Genomic DNA, 5,957 nt, shown 5'->3' on the forward strand with positions numbered 1-5,957 from the left:
CATGAACTGCGTCGCCCATCAGTCGTCCGGCCTGTGGCGGCACCCCGACGACCGGTCCCGGCAGTACCACACGATCTCGTACTGGACGGACCTGGCGAAGCTGCTGGAGAGCGCGACCTTCGACGGCATCTTCATCGCCGACGTGCTCGGCACCTACGACGTCTACGGCGGCACGAACGAGGCCGCGATCCGCAACGGCGCCCAGGTGCCCGTGAACGACCCGATCCTGCTGGTGAGCGCGATGGCCGCGGTCACCGAGAACCTCGGATTCGGCATCACAGCCGGCACCGCGTTCGAGCACCCTTACCCGTTCGCGCGACGTCTGAGCACGCTCGACCACCTGACGCAGGGCCGGATCGGCTGGAACGTCGTGACCGGATACCTGCCCAGTGCCGCCCGCAACATGGGCCAGGAGGATCAGCTCGCGCACGACGACCGCTACGACCACGCGGACGAATACGTCGAAGTGCTCTACAAGCTCTGGGAGGGCTCGTGGGAAGACGACGCCGTGGTCGAGGACCGTGAGCGGGGCATCTTCACCGACCCGTCGAAGGTGCACCCGATCGGGCATGAGGGGAAGCACTTCAGCGTTCCCGGCATCCACATCTCCGAGCCGTCGCCGCAGCGCACGCCGGTGATCTACCAGGCCGGTGCGAGCCCGCGCGGAGTGAAGTTCGCGGCCGAGAACGCCGAGGCCATCTTCGTCGCCGCCCCCTCGAAGGAGGTGCTCGCCGGCACGGTGAAGCGCATCCGCGACGCCCTGGAAGCCGCCGGCCGCGACCGGTACGACGCCCGCATCTACACACTGCTCACGGTGATCACTGCCGCGACGAGCGAGGAGGCGACCGCGAAGCACGCCGAGTACCTCTCCTATGCGAGCCCCGAGGGCGCGCTCACCTTCATGTCGGGCTGGATGGGCATCGACCTCTCTCAGTATGCCGAGGACGAGCCGGTCGGGAACGTCGAGTCGAACGCGATCCAGTCGGTGCTGCAGCACTTGAAGGAAGAGGCCGACCTCGGCCGCGAATGGACCGTCGGCGACTTCGGACGCCACAACGCGATCGGCGGCCTCGGCCCCACGGTCGTGGGCTCTGGTGTCGAGATCGCCGACGAGCTGCAGTCCTGGGTGGAAGAGACCGACATCGACGGCTTCAACCTCGCCTACGCGGTCACACCCGGCACGTGGCAGGACGTCATCGAGCACGTGATCCCGGTGCTGCGCGAGCGCGGCGTCTACCCGAACGACTACACACCGGGCACGCTCCGCAACAAGCTGCAGGGCAAGGGAGACCGCGTGCAGGACACGCACCGCGCCGCGAAGTACCGCGTCGGGGCGTTCGCCACGACGTGAGCCGGTGCGTCAGTCGTCGCTGCGGCTGAAGATCCCGCGCAGAATGAGGAACACCACCACGGCGACGACCGCGACGATCGCGAGCTTGAAGATGAACGCGAGCACCGAGAACAGCGCGCTCACGATCCACCACGCGATCACGACGGCGAGGATGACGCCGAGGATGGTCCAGATGTTCTTGGTCATACCTCCAGCCTACGGAGTCGAGGCTGCGGGGATCTCCTCGAGCGAGCGATAGACGGGCAGCCCGCGCTCCTTCGCGATCTCGACATCCTTGTCCGCACCCGACGACTCACCGGGAAGGCGCAGGACGGCGTCGCAGTGCTGCAGCAGTCGGTGCGCCGTCTCGTACATCACGTCGCCGTCGCCGGCTTCGGCGGAATCGAGCGTGCGCAGGATCGGCAGCGCGACCCATTCGCCGATCATCGGCACGTGGCCGAGGCGGAAGATCGGGCCGGAGGCCTCTTCCAAGCGAGCCAGGTTCTGGGCGATGAGGGCGGGATCGCCGCCGGTACCCGAGCGGTACGGACCGGCGATCAGGATCAGGAGTGGTTTCGTCATGCAGATGACTGTAGTCTGAATCATGCAAGAACGTGCAACTTCGTGAGGAATCATATGCTGGCCGCGCAACGCAAAGACCACCTGCTCGCTCTCCTGGACCGTGACGGACGGGTGGTGGCGAAAGCCGTCGCCGACGAGCTCGGCGTTTCGGAGGATGCCATCCGCCGTGACCTCCGAGAGCTCGCGGACGAGGGCAGACTCCTGCGCGTCTACGGCGGTGCGCTGCCGATCCCCGCTCCCGAGCCCCCGGTTCGCGAACGCGCCGCGCTGGCGACCGAGAGCAAGGAACGCGTCGCGCGCGCGGCGGTGGCCACCGTCCGCCCCGGATCGACGATCGTCCTCGACGCCGGCACGACCACACTGGCGATGGCCCGGCTCCTTCCCTCCGGCACAGGGATCACCGTCATCACGCCGAGCCCGGCCATCGCCCTCGCCGTCGTCGAGCACTCGGACGCGCGGGTGATCATGATCGGCGGCGAACTCTCCCGACACTCGCTGGTGACCGGCGGCGGGCTGGCCATGGAGGCGATCCAGCGCCTCGCTGCCGACACGTTCTTCCTCGGCGCCACCGGCATCGACCCCGAACGCGGCCTCACCACGGGCGAACTCGACGACGCCGTCACCAAGCGCGCACTGGCTTCGCGCTGCGCCGCGACCGTCGTGCTCGCCAGCGAGGAGAAGGTCGGCGCCGTCGCGCGCTACCCCGTCCTGGCGCTCGACGCCGTCACCGCGATCGTCACCGACCCCGCCGACACCAACCCCCTCATCGCGGAGGTCGAAGCACGGATCGGCAGCCCGGCGTGATGGGCGCCGTTGCCGACCGCACTAGCGTGATCCCATGAGCTTCACGCCCCTCCGGTCCCGGTCGCGCAACCTCTACACATGGTTCGCCACTCGCCCAGATCTCTTCGTCTCCGAGCGCTCTCCCCGGAAGTCGACGACGTGGGTCGTGATCGCCGGGCTCATGGTGGTCGTGATGCTCCTCGTCTACCTCAACCCGGAGGCGACGGTCGAACTGCTCGGCGGACGCGTGCGCAGCGGGCTCGCGATCGCCGGTGCCTTCTTCCTCCCGCCGGCTGTCTTCGTCGCCGCTATCGTGATGTTCTTCGTCAGTGCGCGGCGCTGGCGGATCAAGGGCGGCGGCGTGCTGACGAATCCGGTGATCCACGGTGTGGCCGCGGGATTCCCGCTCGATCAGGCCCTGTCCACGCTGCAGCGCGGCAGCTCGGACAGCGCCGGGATCGTCGCCGCCCTGAAAGACGTGATCGCACACCGGGGCGATGACCGACTCCTCACGATCTGGACGTCCGACGCCGACCGGGCGATGTACATCGGCGTGATCCGCGTCGCGGGGAAGGAACTCTGGATCGACTCCGAGCCGCTCGCGCTGGACCCGGCGCTCTTCTTCGACGCGAAAGACCTCGACCTCACCGCGATGCGCGAGCAGGCCGGCCTCGGCGGTCGCTGAACCCAGGCGGCATCCCGGAGGCGCGGATCAGGGCAGGGCGCGACCGAGTCCGGGGAATTCGAGCGAGGCCTGCGCCGGATCACGCCACGCGCGGTACGCGAGGGCATCGGGGCTCGTCACCCCATAGGCATCACGCAGCGCAGCGACGCATCGCTCGGCAAGTTCCCGGAAGTCGACCGCGTACGCGGGCAGCGGAAGCTCCGCGGTCCAGTTCGGCTGCGCGACCCCCGGCTCCTTCCACCCGGTGGCCCGCAGCACCGATTCGTCGGCATCCGCGACCACGTCGCCCCCCGGCGCCTCGGCGTGGAGCATCTCGGGGTCTCCGGCGAACTGCACGTAGCGCAGCGGGTCGCCATCGACCGAGACGATGAGGAACACGCGGTCGGTCACACCGCGGAGCGCCGTGATGAGACGGAGTGTGAAGGCTCCCCATTCCGACGGCTGCGCGTCGGACGGTCGCGGGACCGGGCGCTGCGCGACGGCGTCTCGGGTCGACGCCGCCCACGGCATCGGCTCCGGTGTGCGCGTGGTCGTGAAGGCGAGGTCCCGGTCGTCGACGGGCACGAACTTCAGCCACGACTGCAGTTCGGGCCGCTCGAACCCGAACCTCTCGAACCCCTGCTCGGCTGCGCGCGGATCGCGGGTGTCGAGGCGTGCCAATGCTCCGTCGCCGGGCTCGACCGTGACCGGGATGCCGCGATACGTGCCGTGGTGTGCGACGCGGAAGCACTCCAGCTGCTCGTCGGGTGCGATGTTGCGGACCCACCCGCTCCCGATCTTCCGGAAACCCTCGACCGGGGTGGGGCTCCAGAGCGCCCAGTTGCCTCCCGGAGAGGCGAGCAGGTACTCCGTGTTCCCCACGCGCACGTATCGCCCCGACTTCTGCATGGTCAGCACCCCGGCTTCCGGATCGGCGTCGCGAGCACGCGCATCGTCTTCGGCCACCGCGCGCTGCACGTCATACGAGCCACCCTAAGCGAGCCGTCCGACCTCACGGTCGACGACGACCGTCAGTCCCCCTCGCCCCGATCGACGAGAAGCGCGTGCAGGTGTCCGGCGGCCGCGAGGAGCGCGACGCTGCGCCGTGTGAGCGCGACCAGCCGGCCCTGGAGGATGCGCTGCACCTCGCCCGTGTCGGCATGCTGCCGCACGTGTTCGAGGATGCGCGAGATCGCGGGGATACCGTAGCCGCCCGCGCGCAGGGCGGCGACGATGCGCGCCTCGGTGATCGCCGCCGCGCCGTACGACCGCGTGGATGCCGTGCCGCGGAGCGGATGCACCAGCCCTTCCTGCTCCCAGTGACGGAGCGCGGACGGGCGGATGCCGAGGGCCTGCGCGAGTTCGCCGATGGTCATCGCATCCGCGTCGTCGAAGTCTTCGCCGGCTTCGACCAGAGCGACATCGAGACCGCGCAGCGCCTCGCGCACTCGGAAGCGCTCGGCCGCGAGACCGACATGCAGGTCATCGATGCGCTCGGCCGCGGCCCCGACCGGCGCCCCGATCAGAGTCGGCATCAGTCGCCGGGCGGGCACGGGGCCGATGGCCGCCGCCATCGCACGATAGGCGCGCGCGGCGGTCTCGTGCCGCCCCGCGTAGCGGCGGTAGCCGTTGGCTCCGCGCTCGGCCGGAGGGATGACCCCGAGCCGCTCCAGGTCGCGCACCTGCTGCGTCGAGTAGCCCACGCGTCGACCGAGCGCAGCCGTCGTCATGACATCCTCTTGAGGGTTCGGCATGTGATTCGCCCTCCTTCCCGCTTCCAAGTCCACATAAGCACGTGAACCTCATCATTGAGGGATGACAATGCAGGAGATCATCGAAACAGTCCGTGGCTTCGACGGCGCACTCGTCGTCACCCCCGAAGCGGGCAGCGACTTCCCCGCGCTTTCCTGGGGAGACGCCTACTTCTATCACGCACCGGACGGGCGGATGCCGGAGCGCACCCAGCCGTACGGAACGATCATCACGAAGGACTACCCCGACGACACGGCTTCCGCGCTGGATGCGCCAGGGCGGTTCCGCGTCAACATCAACGTCGGACGCGAGCAGGTGGAGTCACTCGTCCCCGTGGACACCGCGCCGGCGGAGGTCGACGTGTTCCAGCGGCATCCGCTCTACGGCGCGGCCGGGTGGGTGTGCGTGATCGACCCCGCGGAGCGCACCTCGGAATCCGTGCTCGATCTGCTCCGCCAAGCGCACGAGTCCGCCCGGCAGCGGTCCCAGCGCCGGGCGAAGTGAACATGACCACCGTGCAGGGCATGACCGAGGCCGACCGCAGGATCGTCGCCGTGTGGGCGGCCGACTGCGCTGAGCGGGCACTGCCCCTGTTCGAGGAGGAAGCGCCGGACGACGACCGCGCCCGAGACGCCATCTCCCGGGCACGAGCATTCGCCCGGGGTGAGCTCAGCGCCGCCGTAGAGATCCGTCGGCGGTTCGTCGCGGGCAGGGCCGCCCACAGTGCGACCTCGCCGGCAGGGGCTGCCGCCGCGCGGGCCTCCGCACAGGCTGCGGGCGTCGCCCACATGGGCGCCCATGCACTCGGAGCGGCGGCATACGCCGCGAAAGCCGTGGAGCTCGCGC

9 protein-coding genes are annotated in these 5,957 nt (G+C 69.6%); 5 read left to right on the top strand and 4 right to left on the bottom strand.

What is annotated here, in order from left to right; genetic code table 11:
- Window position 1: 1 nt before the first annotated feature.
- The gene (locus ACNPM4_RS10055; RefSeq protein ID WP_448985558.1) at window positions 2–1,351 is read left to right on the top strand and encodes an LLM class flavin-dependent oxidoreductase; all 1,350 of its coding nucleotides are present in this window, start codon (window positions 2–4) and stop codon (window positions 1,349–1,351) included.
- Window positions 1,352–1,360: 9 nt separating this feature from the next.
- Here the strand turns inward: ACNPM4_RS10055 and ACNPM4_RS10060 are convergent, their stop codons facing one another.
- Window positions 1,361–1,537 (bottom strand): hypothetical protein, encoded by a 177-nt coding sequence (locus ACNPM4_RS10060; protein ID WP_029264313.1) that lies wholly within the window; start codon window positions 1,535–1,537, stop codon window positions 1,361–1,363.
- A 9-nt stretch (window positions 1,538–1,546) separates the two neighbouring features.
- Window positions 1,547–1,912, bottom strand: coding sequence for a DUF4406 domain-containing protein (locus tag ACNPM4_RS10065; RefSeq protein WP_448985559.1), 366 nt, complete (start codon window positions 1,910–1,912; stop codon window positions 1,547–1,549).
- A gap of 54 nt (window positions 1,913–1,966) precedes the next feature.
- Here ACNPM4_RS10065 and ACNPM4_RS10070 point away from each other — a divergent pair, with 54 nt between their 5' ends.
- The gene (locus tag ACNPM4_RS10070) at window positions 1,967–2,716 is read left to right on the top strand and encodes a DeoR/GlpR family DNA-binding transcription regulator (RefSeq protein ID WP_448985560.1); all 750 of its coding nucleotides are present in this window, start codon (window positions 1,967–1,969) and stop codon (window positions 2,714–2,716) included.
- Window positions 2,717–2,750: 34 nt separating this feature from the next.
- The gene (locus tag ACNPM4_RS10075; protein WP_029264310.1) at window positions 2,751–3,380 is read left to right on the top strand and encodes a hypothetical protein; all 630 of its coding nucleotides are present in this window, start codon (window positions 2,751–2,753) and stop codon (window positions 3,378–3,380) included.
- A gap of 27 nt (window positions 3,381–3,407) precedes the next feature.
- On the opposite strand, the gene ACNPM4_RS10080 is transcribed toward ACNPM4_RS10075, so the two are convergent.
- Complete coding sequence (locus tag ACNPM4_RS10080) at window positions 3,408–4,325, bottom strand: TY-Chap domain-containing protein (RefSeq protein ID WP_448985561.1); 918 nt, start codon at window positions 4,323–4,325, stop codon at window positions 3,408–3,410.
- A gap of 65 nt (window positions 4,326–4,390) precedes the next feature.
- Complete coding sequence (locus ACNPM4_RS10085; protein ID WP_448985562.1) at window positions 4,391–5,113, bottom strand: MerR family transcriptional regulator; 723 nt, start codon at window positions 5,111–5,113, stop codon at window positions 4,391–4,393.
- 61 nt (window positions 5,114–5,174) lie between these two features.
- Here ACNPM4_RS10085 and ACNPM4_RS10090 point away from each other — a divergent pair, with 61 nt between their 5' ends.
- Both ACNPM4_RS10090 and ACNPM4_RS10095 read left to right on the top strand, forming a co-directional pair.
- On the top strand, window positions 5,175–5,615 hold the full coding sequence (locus ACNPM4_RS10090; protein WP_448985563.1) for a DUF6194 family protein: 441 nt from the start codon (window positions 5,175–5,177) through the stop codon (window positions 5,613–5,615).
- Between the two features lie 2 nt (window positions 5,616–5,617).
- On the top strand, window positions 5,618–5,957 hold a 340-nt coding region (locus ACNPM4_RS10095; protein ID WP_448985564.1), incomplete at its 3' end, for a putative immunity protein.

This window comes from Microbacterium umsixpiens (assembly GCF_053543675.1).

What these genes read in the sequence shown, in the direction of transcription:
- ACNPM4_RS10055 (WP_448985558.1), top strand. Translation starts at nt 2, where the DNA reads ATGAACTGCGTCGCCCATCAGTCGTCCGGCCTGTGGCGGCACCCCGAC.
- ACNPM4_RS10090 (WP_448985563.1), top strand. Translation starts at nt 5,175, where the DNA reads ATGACAATGCAGGAGATCATCGAAACAGTCCGTGGCTTCGACGGCGCA.
- ACNPM4_RS10065 (WP_448985559.1), bottom strand. Translation starts at nt 1,912, where the DNA reads ATGACGAAACCACTCCTGATCCTGATCGCCGGTCCGTACCGCTCGGGT.
- ACNPM4_RS10085 (WP_448985562.1), bottom strand. Translation starts at nt 5,113, where the DNA reads ATGCCGAACCCTCAAGAGGATGTCATGACGACGGCTGCGCTCGGTCGA.
- ACNPM4_RS10060 (WP_029264313.1), bottom strand. Translation starts at nt 1,537, where the DNA reads ATGACCAAGAACATCTGGACCATCCTCGGCGTCATCCTCGCCGTCGTG.
- ACNPM4_RS10075 (WP_029264310.1), top strand. Translation starts at nt 2,751, where the DNA reads ATGAGCTTCACGCCCCTCCGGTCCCGGTCGCGCAACCTCTACACATGG.
- ACNPM4_RS10070 (WP_448985560.1), top strand. Translation starts at nt 1,967, where the DNA reads ATGCTGGCCGCGCAACGCAAAGACCACCTGCTCGCTCTCCTGGACCGT.